At 56.0% G+C, this 13,312-nt stretch carries 13 protein-coding genes; 10 read left to right on the forward strand and 3 right to left on the reverse strand.

Features of this window, described 5'->3' with window-relative positions; genetic code table 11:
* The first annotated feature begins 198 nt into the window (after nt 1-198).
* Nucleotides 199-651: an acyltransferase gene (locus EHN13_RS12335; RefSeq protein ID WP_048212493.1), complete on the forward strand. Its 453-nt coding sequence runs from the start codon at nt 199-201 to the stop codon at nt 649-651.
* Nucleotides 652-776: 125 nt separating this feature from the next.
* Here EHN13_RS12335 and catA read toward each other — a convergent pair whose 3' ends face one another.
* From catA to EHN13_RS12350, 3 genes are all read right to left on the reverse strand, one after another.
* On the reverse strand, nt 777-1,454 hold the full coding sequence (gene catA / locus EHN13_RS12340) for a type A chloramphenicol O-acetyltransferase (RefSeq protein ID WP_048212492.1): 678 nt from the start codon (nt 1,452-1,454) through the stop codon (nt 777-779).
* 148 nt (nt 1,455-1,602) lie between these two features.
* A complete protein-coding gene (locus EHN13_RS12345) occupies nt 1,603-1,914 on the reverse strand; it encodes a putative quinol monooxygenase (protein ID WP_061067382.1) in 312 nt (103 codons plus the stop codon).
* Between the two features lie 135 nt (nt 1,915-2,049).
* Complete coding sequence (locus EHN13_RS12350) at nt 2,050-2,862, reverse strand: DNA-binding transcriptional regulator (protein ID WP_124021473.1); 813 nt, start codon at nt 2,860-2,862, stop codon at nt 2,050-2,052.
* 192 nt (nt 2,863-3,054) lie between these two features.
* Between EHN13_RS12350 and EHN13_RS12355 the strand changes: the two genes are divergently transcribed.
* The 9 genes from EHN13_RS12355 to mmuM all read left to right on the forward strand — a co-directional run bounded on the left by EHN13_RS12355 (nt 3,055) and on the right by mmuM (nt 13,217).
* Entirely contained in the window at nt 3,055-4,719 is a 1,665-nt protein-coding gene (locus EHN13_RS12355; RefSeq protein ID WP_124021474.1) for a bifunctional 3-(3-hydroxy-phenyl)propionate/3-hydroxycinnamic acid hydroxylase, read from the forward strand.
* Nucleotide 4,720: 1 nt separating this feature from the next.
* Nucleotides 4,721-5,665, forward strand: coding sequence for a 2,3-dihydroxyphenylpropionate/2,3-dihydroxicinnamic acid 1,2-dioxygenase (gene mhpB / locus EHN13_RS12360; protein ID WP_124021475.1), 945 nt, complete (start codon nt 4,721-4,723; stop codon nt 5,663-5,665).
* Between the two features lie 28 nt (nt 5,666-5,693).
* Nucleotides 5,694-6,560 (forward strand): 2-hydroxy-6-oxonona-2,4-dienedioate hydrolase, encoded by an 867-nt coding sequence (gene mhpC, locus EHN13_RS12365; protein WP_048212488.1) that lies wholly within the window; start codon nt 5,694-5,696, stop codon nt 6,558-6,560.
* A gap of 9 nt (nt 6,561-6,569) precedes the next feature.
* Complete coding sequence (gene mhpD, locus EHN13_RS12370) at nt 6,570-7,379, forward strand: 2-keto-4-pentenoate hydratase (protein ID WP_101742697.1); 810 nt, start codon at nt 6,570-6,572, stop codon at nt 7,377-7,379.
* Nucleotides 7,376-8,326, forward strand: a complete 951-nt coding sequence (gene mhpF / locus EHN13_RS12375) for an acetaldehyde dehydrogenase (protein ID WP_003838629.1) — start codon at nt 7,376-7,378, stop codon at nt 8,324-8,326. Before mhpD ends, mhpF begins: the two co-directional genes overlap by 4 nt.
* Nucleotides 8,323-9,336, forward strand: a complete 1,014-nt coding sequence (mhpE, locus tag EHN13_RS12380) for a 4-hydroxy-2-oxovalerate aldolase (protein ID WP_115600878.1) — start codon at nt 8,323-8,325, stop codon at nt 9,334-9,336. Before mhpF ends, mhpE begins: the two co-directional genes overlap by 4 nt.
* 68 nt (nt 9,337-9,404) lie before the next feature.
* The gene (gene mhpT, locus EHN13_RS12385; protein ID WP_101742739.1) at nt 9,405-10,619 is read left to right on the forward strand and encodes a 3-(3-hydroxy-phenyl)propionate transporter MhpT; all 1,215 of its coding nucleotides are present in this window, start codon (nt 9,405-9,407) and stop codon (nt 10,617-10,619) included.
* Nucleotides 10,620-10,894: 275 nt separating this feature from the next.
* Complete coding sequence (gene mmuP, locus EHN13_RS12390; protein WP_124021476.1) at nt 10,895-12,298, forward strand: S-methylmethionine permease; 1,404 nt, start codon at nt 10,895-10,897, stop codon at nt 12,296-12,298.
* On the forward strand, nt 12,285-13,217 hold the full coding sequence (mmuM, locus tag EHN13_RS12395) for a homocysteine S-methyltransferase (protein WP_124021477.1): 933 nt from the start codon (nt 12,285-12,287) through the stop codon (nt 13,215-13,217). Before mmuP ends, mmuM begins: the two co-directional genes overlap by 14 nt.
* The last annotated feature ends 95 nt before the right edge of the window (nt 13,218-13,312 follow it).

Below are 13,312 nucleotides of genomic sequence, written 5' to 3' on the forward strand. Positions count from 1 at the left end.
AAATTGTAAGTTTGTTATGATCAACATGTCTGATAAGATGTGTTGATTATAACGAATAGATAAAAATACTATCGCCAAAAGAAACGCATCAATTGAAATTCCTGGCCTAAACTATCTGATAATAAATGGCAAAGGCGCTCCTGCAAGTTCAGGTCTTCAATACTGAAGCGTATTATCTTGAGTAAGGACAGTGCTGATATGAATATTATTGAAAGTGGTATTCGTGACGTAAAACAAGGTGAAAATGTCACAATAGTCATGCCAGTGAATCTTTATGAATGCGAGTTGGGCCATGATGTGTTTGTCGGGCCATTTGTTGAGATACAAAAGGGATGCGTCATAGGCGACAGAACTAAAGTGCAGTCCCATACTTTCATCTGTGAAAACGTTACCTTAGGCGAGGACTGCTTTATAGGGCATGGTGTGACCTTTGCTAACGATCTTTTCAAGAGCGGAAGTCCTGACGCTTCTGCAAAAAGCTGGATTAATATTGTATTAGGTAACGCAGTAACGGTGGGCAGTGGAGCCACAATTTTAACAACGGAAATTTGCAGTGGTGCGGTGATTGGTGCCGGTAGTGTGGTGATAAAGCCCGTGCTGGTAAAAGGCGTGTATGCTGGCAATCCGGCCAGACTTTTGCGAAAGCTTTAAGTATTACCCTTGCCATTGCGAACCCAAATTTATGTTCTTCCCAGACCGTTCATGTCGACTCCTCTTGTTTGCGGACATGGCGACTATTCTTGCTGCTCACGCCATATAAAGAAACGTCTGCTGCATCAGACGTTGCGTTCCTCTGAATGGTGCCGTAGGTCATGACTCATTTCCTGTAGTTCATTGATTAATCGTGCTAAATGGAAGCCATCGCACACGGAGTGATGTACCTGAACGGCGAGAGGTAACACTACTTTCCCATCTTGTTCATAGTATTTCCCAAGTGTGAACATGGGGGCAAAAAAGTTCTGCATGTTCGCAATGTTGATATTAAAACTGGTAAAACTTACCCAAGGGATAGCCGATACAAAAAATACATTTTCCGGAGACTCTCCCTTCGGCCAATAAGAAAGATTATTACAATAGCGTGCAACGTCTTCTGAATAAGTGTTTTGGAAGTGATGAATATTGCCATCGTAGCGGCTCCATAATGATGAAAAAGTCTCAGTTTCATTATGGAAAATGGTATAGCTTGGATGAATTTCATTCCATATGACAAGCTCATTGTTCTTTATAGCCATACGGAATTCAGTATGCTTGTTGACAACTTTAGCAAGGAGGGAAATCATAGTAGGGTAAAATTTCCAGCCAATCTCTTTTATATGTTTTAGTACTGCGGTAATGTCTAACAGAACAGTTTGGTTAATTGTACTTTGAGCAAAAGACTGAAATACCTCAAAATGCTCTTTCCTTGGCCAACGAGACAAGTCAACAGCCGTATATTCTGGAGTTGTTTTTTTCACTTTTTATCCTTTGATTTGCAATCAAATATCATATTTTAGCCTAAGTCTTTCCATGACGTAATCAGGCTGCATGTCCCGAAGCATGTTACCAGCGAACGCATTTGCGAGAGTAGCGTATCCTTATACAGGAAGAAAGATTAAAGCCTCTTCATAAGAGACTTTGCGTCCCTGGATTTATGATGTCATTCATCAGTGTGTAACGTGCTTCTTTGCGCGTGTATTGATCGATTAACGGCACAAGTCGCCGGAAATGCTCACTGGCACAATGTTCATCGAGAGCCGCGTGGTCTGGCCATTCTTCGATGAAAATAAAATGGCCCGGATCTTTTTCATCAATATAGAGGTCATAAGCAATGCAGCGCGGTTCTTTCCTGGTGGCCGATATTAGCTCACGATACAACGGGAGAACGGTTTCAATATACTCAGGTTTGATGAAATCCTCGGCAATGACCTTTAACATGCAGCCTCCTGGCAAAAAATGAATGCACACTCTGCAATGAAGATATCATTAAAGCAAGATGACACCGCGTGATATCGGCTGATGAGTGAATCATTCCAGCTATTAATCAGATGATGCGTATAACTGTGATCCACTTCACCTCCCGGCAACCAAAATCTCCTGCGACTCGACGCCGTCCTCAATCTGTTTCGCCACCCTTTGTAAGGCCGGAAGATGCTTTTCTGCGGCCTGTTCGATGGTCATGGCGCTGGCCATATACACCAGATTCAGGCAGCCGATCACCCGCTGTCCGCTACGGATGGGGACGGCGATAGAAGCGATTTTCTCCTCCTGATCCCAGCCGCGATAGTTCTGACCAAAACCGTCTTTACGCGCCCGGGTCAAAATGGTGTCGAGCTTTAAGGGTTCGCGCGCCAGTTGGAACTCTTCTCCTGGTCGGGAGGCCAGCATTTCAATCAGTTCCTGACGTTCATTCTCCGGGCTAAATGCCAGCCAGGTCAGGCCGGAAGCGGTTTTCAGCAATGGCAAACGACGCCCGACCATCGCCCGGTGAAACGACAGGCGGCTGAAGCGGTGGGTTGTTTCACGTACCACCATCGCGTCCACATCCAGCGTGGAAACGTCGGTCGGCCAGATCACCTCGCGCAGCAAATCCCCCAGCAGCGGGGCGGCCAGCGCAGAAATCCACTGCTCGTCACGAAATCCCTCGCTAAGCTGACGGACCTTGATGGTTAAGCGAAAGCTGTCATCGGACAGGCTGCGTCGGACGTAACCCTCATCCTGCAACGTTTCCAGCAGCCGCCTGACCGTAGTGCGGTGCAGGCCGCTCAGCTCAGCCAGCAGGCCAACGCTGGCTCCACCATCGAGCCGGTTTAACATATTTAATAACATTAATCCGCGCGTTAATCCGCGTACGGTTTTGTATTCAGTACCGTCATCATTTTTCATATTTATTGACAAATCTACAGGTAAAACAACGTTGTGCACTTAGTGCACATCCAGGCATGTTTTGATTGTAGCGCAAAAACTCACTCCTATACTGACCGCACAATAAAAAAATCGTTTACATCTTTTTAACAAAATGAATTGCGCCTCGCCAGGGTCTGCAATTGCGTTTTGTCCGAGTCGTGAGGTTTTGAAATGACAACAATAAACCCTGATATCCAACCCGCTGTGCAGCACACCGTACAGGTCGCGATTGCCGGAGCCGGTCCGGTTGGGCTGATGATGGCCAACTATCTGGGCCAGATGGGCATTGAAGTGCTGGTGGTGGAGAAGCTCGACACGCTGATCGACTATCCCCGCGCTATCGGGATTGACGATGAAGCGCTGCGCACCATGCAGTCCGTTGGTCTGGTCGAAAACGTGCTGCCGCATACTACGCCGTGGCACGCGATGCGCTTTCTCACCCCGAAAGGCCGCTGCTTTGCTGATATCCAGCCGATGACCGACGAATTTGGCTGGTCGCGCCGTAACGCGTTTATTCAACCACAGGTGGATGCGGTGATGCTGGAAGGGCTGTCGCGTTTTCCCAACGTGTGCTGCCTGTTCTCCCGCGAACTGGAGGCCTTCAGCCAGCAAAACGGCGAAGTGACGCTGAATCTGAAAACGCCGGACGGTCAACGTGAAACGGTGAAGGCCCAGTGGCTGGTGGCCTGCGACGGCGGGGCCAGTAACGTCAGACGGTCGCTGAATGTGCCATTTGAAGGCAAAACCGCGCCGAATCAGTGGATTGTGGTGGATATCGCCAACGATCCGCTCAGCACACCGCATGTGTATCTGTGCTGCGATCCGGTGCGCCCATACGTCTCCGCCGCGCTGCCGCATGCAGTGCGCCGTTTCGAATTTATGGTGATGCCGGGGGAAACCGAAGCGCAGCTCAGTGAGCCGCAAAATATGCGCCAGTTGCTGAGCAAAGTGCTGCCGAACCCGGATAACGTCGAACTGATCCGCCAGCGTGTGTATACCCATAACGCCCGTCTGGCCGAACGTTTTCGCATTGACCGCGTGCTGCTGGCCGGCGACGCGGCGCACATTATGCCGGTCTGGCAGGGGCAGGGGTACAACAGCGGCATGCGCGATGCCTTCAACCTGGCGTGGAAACTGGCGCTGGTCATTAAGGGCAAAGCTGGTGATGCGCTGCTGGATACCTACCAGCAGGAACGCCGCGACCACGCCAAAGCAATGATCGATCTCTCGGTGACCGCAGGCAACGTACTGGCACCGCCAAAACGCTGGCACGGTGCGGTTCGCGACGGGGTTTCCTGGCTGCTGAACTACATTCCGCCGGTCAAACGCTACTTCCTTGAAATGCGCTTTAAGCCGATGCCGCAGTACCACTCCGGGGCGCTGGTGCGTGAAGGCGATGCGAAAACGTCTCCGGTCGGCAAGATGTTTATCCAGCCGAAGGTGACGCTGGAATCGGGTGAAGTGACGCTGCTCGACAATGTCATCGGGCCGAATTTTGCGGTGATTGGCTGGGGTTGTAACCCGCTGTGGGGCATGAGCGAGGCGCAGATCCAACAGTGGCAGGCGTTGGGCACGCGGTTTATCCAGGTGGTGCCGGATACGCAGATTCATACCGAGCAGGATAACTATGACGGCGTTATCCGCATTGGCGATACGCAAAACCGCCTGCGCACGTGGTTTGCCCAGCACAACGCTTCGCTGGTGGTGATGCGCCCGGACCGCTTTGTGGCCGCCATCGCTATTGGGCAAACTCTGGGCAGCACCCTGAATAAACTGGCGTCGGTGATGACGCTTACCCGCGCTACTGCCGATATTCCTGTTGAAAAGGTGGCCTGATATGCACGCTTATCTTCACTGTCTTTCCCACTCGCCGCTGGTGGGCTATGTCGACCCAGCACAGGCTGTGCTCGACGAGGTCAACGGCGTGATCGCCAGCGCCCGGGTGCGCATTGCGGCGTTTGACCCTGAACTGGTGGTGCTGTTTGCCCCCGATCACTACAACGGTTTTTTTTACGATGTGATGCCGCCGTTCTGTTTAGGCGTGGGAGCCACGGCGATCGGCGATTTCGGCAGCGCGGCGGGGGAACTGCCGGTGCCGACAGATCTCGCTGAAGCCTGCGCCCACGCGGTGATGAAAAGCGGCATCGATCTCGCCGTGTCCTACAACATGCAGGTCGATCATGGTTTCGCCCAGCCGCTGGAGTTCTTGCTCGGCGGTCTGGATAAGGTGCCTGTGCTGCCGGTGTTTATTAACGGCGTCGCCACGCCGCTGCCAGGCTTTCAGCGTACCCGCATGCTCGGTGAAGCGATTGGCCGTTTCACCAGCTCATTGAATAAACGCGTACTGTTTTTAGGCTCCGGCGGGCTGTCGCATCAGCCGCCGGTACCGGAACTGGCGAAGGCCGATGCTCATATGCGCGACCGCCTGCTTGGCAGCGGTAAACAACTGCCCGAAAACGAGCGCGAGCTGCGCCAGCAGCGGGTGATCAGCGCCGCCGAGAAGTTCGTGGCCGATCAAAACACGCTGCATCCGCTGAACCCTGTCTGGGATAACCGCTTTATGAGCCTGCTTGAGCAGGGGCGTTTGCAGGAGCTGGACGCGGTCAGTAACGAAGAGTTGTCCGCGATGGCGGGCAAATCAACGCACGAAGTAAAAACCTGGGTTGCCGCCTTCGCTGCCATTTCTGCCTTTGGCAACTGGCGCAGCGAAGGCCGTTATTACCGCCCGATCCCGGAGTGGATCGCCGGATTCGGCTCCCTCAGCGCCACCACACAGAACTGAAACAGAACTGAATATGCAGGAGAAAACCATGACTTACCAACCGCAAACCGAAGCCGCGACCAGCCGTTTTCTGGAGGTGCAGGAAGCAGGCGAAACACTACGCGTGCATTTCAATGACTGTGGACAGGGCGAAGAGACCGTCGTGCTGCTGCACGGCTCCGGTCCTGGCGCGACGGGCTGGGCAAACTTCAGCCGCAATATTGATCCGCTGGTACAGGCCGGATACCGGGTGATCCTGCTGGATTGTCCTGGCTGGGGTAAAAGCGATGGGATCGTTAACCGCGGTTCGCGATCCGATCTCAACGCCCGCATCCTGAAAAGCGTAGTCGATCAACTGGATATTCAGAAAATCCACCTGCTGGGCAACTCGATGGGCGGCCACAGTTCCGTGGCGTTCACCCTGAGCTGGCCGGAGCGCGTGGGCAAGCTGGTGCTGATGGGCGGCGGGACGGGCGGCATGAGTCTGTTTACGCCGATGCCGACCGAAGGTATTAAGCGGCTGAATCAGCTGTACCGCGCGCCAACTATCGAGAACCTGAAGCTGATGATGGATATCTTTGTCTTCGATACCAGCGATCTCACTGAGGCGCTGTTTGAAGCGCGTCTGAACAATATGCTGTCGCGCCGCGATCACCTGGATAACTTTGTGAAAAGCCTCGAAGCCAACCCGAAACAGTTCCCGGACTTCGGCCCGCGCCTGGGGGAAATTAAAGCCCAGACCCTGATTGTCTGGGGACGCAATGACCGCTTCGTGCCGATGGATGCTGGTCTGCGCCTGCTCTCCGGGATTGCCGGTTCTGAGCTGCACATCTACCGCGACTGCGGACACTGGGCGCAGTGGGAACATGCGGATGCCTTTAATCAGCTGGTGTTGAATTTCCTCGCACGCCCTTAAGGAACGGACATGACCAATCTTAATCTTGAGCAGTTAGCCGCCGATTTACGTCTGGCGGAGGAAAAAGGGGAAGCCATTGCCCCGCTGCGTGAACTGATCGGCGTGGACAACGGCGAAGCGGCTTACGCCATTCAACGCATCAACGTGCAGTACGAGGTGACGCGTGGGCGGCGCGTGGTCGGGCGCAAAGTAGGGCTGACGCACCCGAAAGTGCAGCAGCAACTGGGCGTCGATCAGCCGGACTTCGGCACGCTGTTTGCCGACATGTGCTACGGCGATAACGACACCATTGCGTTTGAGCGCGTACTGCAACCGCGTATTGAAGCGGAAATCGCGCTGGTGCTGAACCGCGATCTGCCCAATGCCGACACTACTTTTGACGAGCTGTATAACGCCATCGAGTGGGTGCTGCCCGCGCTGGAAGTGGTCGGCAGCCGTATCCGTGACTGGTCAATCAAGTTTGTTGATACCGTGGCGGATAACGCCTCCTGCGGGGTGTATGTGGTCGGCGGCCCGGCACAGCGTCCGGCAGGATTAGATCTGAAAAACTGCGCGATGAAAATGACGCGCAACAACGAAGAGGTTTCCAGCGGGCGCGGCAGCGAATGCCTGGGACATCCGATCAACGCCGCCGTCTGGCTGGCGCGCAAAATGGCCAGCCTCGGCGAGCCGCTACGTGCCGGAGATATCATTCTCACCGGAGCGTTAGGCCCGATGGTGGCGGTGAATGCGGGCGATCGTTTCGAGGCCCATATCGACGGTATTGGTTCAGTTGCCGCCACTTTTTCAGCGGCGGTTACAAGAGGAAGTCAGTCATGAGTAAGCGTAAAGTCGCCATTATCGGCTCCGGCAACATCGGTACCGATTTGATGATAAAAATTCTGCGTCACGGGAAGCATCTGGAAATGGCGGTGATGGTCGGTATCGATCCAGATTCTGATGGTCTGGCGCGTGCCCGACGCATGGGCGTTGCCACCACCCATGAAGGGGTGACAGGGCTTATCGCCATGCCGGAATTCGCCGATATCGACATTGTTTTTGATGCCACCAGCGCAGGCGCGCATGTGAAGAACGACGCCGCGCTGCGCGCCGTTAAACCAGCCATCCGCCTGATCGACCTGACGCCCGCGGCGATCGGTCCGTACTGCGTGCCGGTGGTGAATCTGGAGGCCAACGTTGATCAGCAGAACGTTAATATGGTGACCTGCGGCGGGCAGGCGACTATCCCGATGGTGGCGGCAGTTTCTCGCGTGGCAAAAGTCCATTACGCCGAAATTATCGCCTCGATCGCCAGTAAATCTGCGGGTCCAGGCACGCGCGCTAATATCGATGAGTTTACCGAAACCACCTCGAAGGCGATTGAAGTGGTTGGCGGCGCGGCAAAAGGTAAAGCGATTATCGTCCTTAACCCGGCCGAGCCGCCGCTGATGATGCGCGACACAGTGTATGTGCTGAGCGAAGCGGCCTCTGAGGTTGAAGTTGAAGCATCGATTAATGAGATGGCGGCGGCGGTACAGGCGTACGTACCGGGCTATCGCCTGAAGCAGCGCGTGCAGTTTGAAGTCATCCCGCAGGATAAACCGGTCAATCTGCCGGGTATCGGTCAGTTCTCCGGGCTGAAAACCGCCGTCTATCTGGAAGTGGAAGGCGCGGCGCACTATCTGCCAGCCTACGCGGGCAATCTCGATATTATGACCTCCAGTGCGCTGGCGACCGCTGAGAAGATGGCGCAGTCACTCACTCGTCAGGCAGGAGAAGCAGCATGAACGGTAAAAAACTCTATATCTCTGACGTGACCCTGCGCGACGGTATGCACGCCATTCGTCATCAATATTCGCTGGAAAACGTGCGCCAGATTGCCAAAGCGTTGGACGACGCACGGGTCGATTCCATTGAGGTGGCGCACGGCGACGGTCTGCAGGGTTCCAGTTTTAACTACGGCTTTGGCGCGCACAGCGACCTGGAGTGGATTGAAGCGGCGGCGGACGTGGTCAAGCACGCTAAGATCGCCACGCTGCTGTTGCCGGGCATCGGCACGATTCATGACCTGAAAAATGCATATCAGGCTGGGGCGCGCGTCGTACGCGTGGCGACCCACTGCACCGAAGCGGACGTGTCGGCCCAGCATATTCAGTATGCGCGCGAGTTAGGTATGGACACCGTCGGCTTTCTGATGATGAGCCATATGACCACGCCGGAAAACCTCGCACAGCAGGCGAAGCAGATGGAAAACTACGGCGCGACCTGTATCTATGTGGTCGATTCCGGCGGGGCGATGAACATGTCTGATATCCGTGACCGCTTCCGCGCCCTGAAAGCGGTGCTGAAGCCGGAAACAGAAACCGGGATGCACGCCCACCACAACCTGAGCCTTGGCGTGGCGAACTCGATTGCTGCGGTAGAAGAGGGCTGTGATCGTATCGATGCCAGCCTGGCCGGTATGGGCGCAGGCGCAGGCAACGCGCCGCTGGAGGTGTTTATCGCCGCGGCGGATAAGCTTGGCTGGCAGCACGGCACCGATCTGTATGCGCTGATGGACGCCGCCGACGATCTGGTCCGTCCGTTACAGGACCGCCCGGTGCGGGTGGATCGCGAAACGCTGGCGCTGGGCTATGCCGGAGTGTACTCCAGCTTCCTGCGCCACTGCGAAGTGGCTGCGGCGCGTTATGGCCTGAGCGCGGTAGATATTCTGGTTGAACTGGGCAAACGCCGGATGGTGGGCGGCCAGGAAGATATGATCGTCGACGTGGCGCTGGATCTGCGCAACAGAAAATAAAAATGATTACGCGGCTGGCAACGTATCAGCCGCGATTCACCTGCATCGTGACCTCAGAGGTACATCTTATGACTACCCGTACCCCCACATCCTCATCCCGTCTGACGTTGACCGTCGGGCTGTGTTTTTTAGTCGCCCTGATGGAAGGGCTGGATTTACAGGCCGCCGGGATCGCTGCCGTCGGTATCGCCCATGCGTTTGCATTAGATAAAATGCAGATGGGCTGGATCTTCAGCGCGGGCATTCTTGGGCTGCTGCCCGGCGCGCTGGTGGGCGGCATGCTGGCCGATCGCTATGGCCGCAAACGCATTCTTATTGCCTCCGTGGCGCTGTTCGGTCTGTTCTCGCTGGCAACAGCGATATCCTGGGATTTCTCATCGCTGGTGTTTGCCCGTCTGATGACCGGCGTCGGGCTGGGCGCGGCGTTGCCGAACCTGATCGCGCTGACCTCTGAGGCGGCGGGTCCGCGTTTTCGCGGTACGGCGGTGAGCCTGATGTATTGCGGTGTGCCGATTGGCGCGGCGCTCGCGGCAGCGCTCGGGTTTAGCGGTCTGGCATCCGCCTGGCAAACCGTGTTCTGGGTTGGTGGGGTGATCCCGCTGCTGCTGGTGCCGCTATTGATGCGCTGGCTGCCGGAGTCGCAGGTGTATGCCCAACAAACGCAGGTCGCCGCCGCGCCGCTGCGCGCTCTGTTTGCACCAACCACCGCGACAGCCACGCTGCTGCTGTGGCTGTGCTATTTCTTCACCCTGCTGGTGGTGTATATGCTGATCAACTGGCTGCCGATGCTGCTGGTGGAGCAGGGCTTTCAGCCCTCGCAGGCGGCGGGCGTGATGTTTGCCCTGCAAATTGGCGCGGCCAGCGGCACCTTAATCCTCGGGGCGTTGATGGACAAACTACGTCCGGTGGTCATGTCACTTTTGATCTACACCGGGATGCTGGCATCATTGCTGGCGCTGGGCACAGTATCGTCATTGAGCGGCATGCTGATGGCGGGATTTGTGGCGGGGATGTTTGCCACCGGGGGGCAAAGCGTGTTGTATGCGCTGGCACCGCTGTTTTACAGCACGCAGATCCGTGCCACCGGCGTGGGTACCGCTGTCGCCGTCGGGCGTCTGGGTGCGATGAGCGGTCCGTTGCTGGCAGGAAAAATGTTAGCGCTCGGCACCGGAACGGTAGGCGTGATGGCAGCTTCTGCGCCGGGTATTTTAGTGGCGGGCCTGGCGGTATTTATTCTGATGAACCGCAAATCTCAGATGCCGGTCCCGGCCAGCGGTGCTTAAGCGCTCATTCGGTGGTATGAGTGGGGGAGATACGGTTCCCACTTCCGGGTGAACGCCAGTCGGTGAGGACGTTGCCAGAGTTTACATAAAGCCTGGCAACGGAGGCGTTATGAGCTGGCGACCCTTTTTGTATCTGATTATTAATCCCCACCCGACATTAAGCGCCCGGCGCGGGCATCTGCGCCTGGTGCAGGGTTGACTTTGCATTCTGTTAACAAACGCGGTATAACAAACCTTCTTTGGATGTTTAGATGTCCATACGTTCAGAAGGTTATATGCAAACAACACAACAAAATGCGCCACTGAAGCGCACAATGAAAACGCGTCACCTGATTATGCTCTCCTTAGGTGGCGTGATTGGCACAGGGTTATTCTTCAATACCGGGTACATCATCTCCACCACCGGGGCGGCGGGAACGCTGCTGGCCTATCTGATTGGCGCGCTGGTAGTCTGGTTGGTTATGCAGTGTCTGGGCGAGCTGTCGGTCGCGATGCCGGAGACCGGGGCGTTTCACGTCTATGCTGCGCGTTATCTTGGCCCTGCAACGGGATATACCGTGGCCTGGCTCTACTGGCTGACCTGGACTGTGGCGCTGGGTTCGAGTTTTACCGCCGCCGGATTCTGTATGCAGTACTGGTTTCCGCAGGTACCGGTATGGGTCTGGTGCGTGGTGTTTTGCGCGATTATTTTTGCCCTCAACGTCATCTCCACGCGCTTTTTTGCCGAAGGGGAGTTCTGGTTCTCGCTGGTGAAAGTGGTCACCATCATCGCCTTTATCATCCTCGGCGGGGCGGCGATTTTTGGTTTTATCCCGATGCAGGATGGCTCGCCCGCGCCGGGGCTGAGTAATATCACGGCGGAAGGCTGGTTCCCACACGGTGGCTTACCGATCCTGATGACGATGGTGGCGGTGAATTTTGCTTTTTCGGGAACCGAGCTTATCGGTATTGCCGCCGGAGAAACAGAAAACCCGCGCAAGGTCATTCCGGTGGCGATTCGTACCACCATCGCGCGACTGATTATTTTCTTTATCGGCACCGTGTTTGTGCTGGCGGCGCTGATCCCAATGCAGCAGGCGGGCGTGGAGAAAAGCCCGTTTGTGCTGGTGTTTGAGAAGGTGGGGATTCCGTACGCCGCCGATATTTTTAACTTCGTGATCCTGACGGCCATTCTTTCCGCGGCGAACTCCGGACTGTATGCCTCCGGGCGCATGCTGTGGTCGCTGGCGAATGAACGCACGCTGCCAGCCTGTTTTTCCCGAGTGACGAAAAACGGCGTGCCGCTGACGGCGCTGTCGGTCAGTATGCTCGGCGGTGTGCTGGCACTGTTTTCCAGCGTGGTGGCCCCGGACACGGTATTTGTCGCGCTGTCGGCAATCTCCGGGTTCGCGGTGGTGGCGGTGTGGCTGAGCATTTGCGCTTCGCACTTCGTCTTTCGCCGCCGTCATCTGCAGCAGGGTAAGGCATTGAGTGAATTGCATTATCGCGCGCCGTGGTATCCGTTGGTGCCGGTACTGGGATTTGTGCTGTGCCTGGTGGCTTGCGTCGGGCTGGCATTCGATTCAGCGCAGAGAATTGCGCTGTGGTGCGGGGTACCGTTTGTGGCAGTGTGTTATGGTGCTTATTTCCTTACTCAATCGCGTAAAGCCAAACAGGAGCCCGAACATGTCGCAGAATAATCCGTTAAGCGCCATCCTCGAAAAACAGGATTTCCTGCTGCTCGATGGTGCGATGGCGACGGAGCTGGAAGCGCGTGGCTGTAACTTAGCCGATAGCCTGTGGTCAGCCAAAGTGCTGGTCGAAAATCCGGAGCTTATCCGCGAAGTCCATCTCGATTACTACCGGGCGGGGGCGCAGTGTGCGATTACCGCCAGCTACCAGGCGACACCGGCGGGGTTTGCCGCCCGTGGCCTGGATGAAGCGCAGTCGAAAGCGCTAATTGGTAAAAGCGTGGAGCTGGCGCGTAAAGCCCGTGAAGCGTATCTGGCCGAGAACCCGCAGGCGGGCACGCTGCTGGTAGCTGGATCAGTCGGGCCTTACGGCGCGTATCTGGCGGATGGTTCTGAATACCGTGGAGATTACCAACGTAGCGCTGAAGAGTTTCAGGCGTTTCACCGCCCGCGCGTGGAAGCGTTACTGGATGCCGGGGCCGATCTGCTGGCCTGTGAAACCCTGCCAAATTTTGCCGAAATTAGCGCGCTGGCTGAGCTATTGACCGCATATCCGCGCGCGCGCGCGTGGTTCTCATTTACCCTGCGCGACAGCGAGCACCTGAGCGACGGTACGCCGCTGCGTGACGTGGTTGCGTTGCTGGCGGGTTATCCGCAGGTGGTGGCGCTAGGTATTAACTGCGTTGCGCTGGAAAACACCACCGCTGCGTTGCAGCATTTACACGGTTTAACGGCGCTGCCGCTGGTGGTGTATCCGAACTCGGGCGAGCAGTATGATGCCGTGAGCAAAACCTGGCATCATCACGGTGAGCATTGTGCGCATCTGGCGGATTATCTGCCGCAGTGGCAGGCCGCTGGCGCCCGGTTGATTGGCGGGTGCTGTCGCACCACGCCTGCGGATATTGCCGTGCTAAAAGCGCGAAGCTGAGAGTTTATCGGGCCTACATCGTTCACTGTAGGCCTGATAAGCGCAGCGCATCAGGCATTGCCGGATGGCGGCGCAAGCGCCTTATCCGGCCTACA

This window comes from Citrobacter youngae, assembly GCF_003818115.1.
In the GTDB taxonomy this organism is placed as follows: domain Bacteria; phylum Pseudomonadota; class Gammaproteobacteria; order Enterobacterales; family Enterobacteriaceae; genus Citrobacter; species Citrobacter youngae.